The sequence below is a fragment of the Vibrio sp. D431a genome (genome assembly GCF_030248655.1).
GTDB lineage: Bacteria > Pseudomonadota > Gammaproteobacteria > Enterobacterales > Vibrionaceae > Vibrio > Vibrio alginolyticus.
The window spans coordinates 1-534 of the sequence record NZ_JAHGAP010000112.1 but is presented as its reverse complement, the minus strand read 5'-3'; the positions used below and the strand labels follow the sequence as shown (position 1 = coordinate 534).

At 41.4% G+C, this 534-nt stretch carries 1 protein-coding gene; it reads right to left on the bottom strand.

Going from position 1 to position 534, the window contains the following annotated elements; all coding sequences use genetic code 11:
• Positions 1-122: 122 nt before the first annotated feature.
• The gene (locus KJB35_RS28320; protein WP_005386966.1) at positions 123-485 is read right to left on the bottom strand and encodes a VOC family protein; all 363 of its coding nucleotides are present in this window, start codon (positions 483-485) and stop codon (positions 123-125) included.
• Positions 486-534: the final 49 nt, after the last annotated feature.

Below are 534 nucleotides of genomic sequence, written 5' to 3'. Positions count from 1 at the left end.
CTTGTTAAGGTGTGAGGCGCGCAATACCGAAGCTTCCGCATACCACCTTAACCACTAAAACCAACGCATAGTAAAAATGCCACGCGTGCCGAATCACTCTTGAACAATTTGTTATGTACGTGCTAAAGGTACACTACTGACTCCACATTGTTGCCCTCAGGGTCAATCAAAAACGCAGCGTAGTAGTTTGGAGCATAGTGTTTTCGTAAACCAGGCTTACCGTTGCATTTACCACCTAAAGATAACCCCGCTTGATGAAACGCAGAAACTTGTAATTTGTTTGATGCAGAAAAAGCAATATGGCACTTAGAATTACTGACGCCTTTTTCAATTAGAAACCTTACATTTGGCTCGCTCGAAAGCCCAAAGCCAGCAGCATTTTCATCTGACCACTTGAGTTCAATACCCAATGGCTCTAGCACATTCTTGTAAAACACACGACATTCTTCGAATGCAACTACCTTAATTTCAAAATGATCTATCACTCTCAATCCTTTAGAGTTGGTTACAATTTTCCTTAAAGTACATAACGCC